Source organism: Streptomyces sp. CA2R106 (genome assembly GCF_037034245.1).
Lineage (GTDB): Bacteria > Actinomycetota > Actinomycetes > Streptomycetales > Streptomycetaceae > Actinacidiphila.
Map to the genome: position 1 here is coordinate 1 of NZ_JBAGKC010000206.1, position 291 is coordinate 291.

The 291-nt window shown below is 69.8% G+C and carries 1 protein-coding gene; it reads left to right on the top strand.

Annotated features, from left to right (window positions below; genetic code table 11):
- A partial coding sequence (locus tag WA788_RS35760) for an acyltransferase domain-containing protein (protein ID WP_335984707.1) occupies positions 1-291 on the top strand: 291 nt, incomplete at both ends.

Here is a 291-nt window from a genome sequence, read left to right on the forward strand (position 1 = left end):
GAGGCGTCGTGGCTGGGTGGGGGTGAGGTGGATGAGACGGTGTGGGCGCAGTGCGGGTTGTTCGCGGTCGAGGTGGCCCTGTTCCGCTTGTTGGAGTCGTGGGGCGTCAAGCCACATGTGGTGGGCGGTCATTCGATCGGTGAGTTGGCGGCTGCGCATGTGGCGGGCGTCTGGTCGTTGGAAGACGCGTGCCGGGTCGTCGCCGCGCGCGGCCGGTTGATGCAGGAACTGCCCACGGGCGGTGCCATGGTGGCGGTGGAGGCGTCGGAGGAGGAGGTCCGCGAGGCGCTG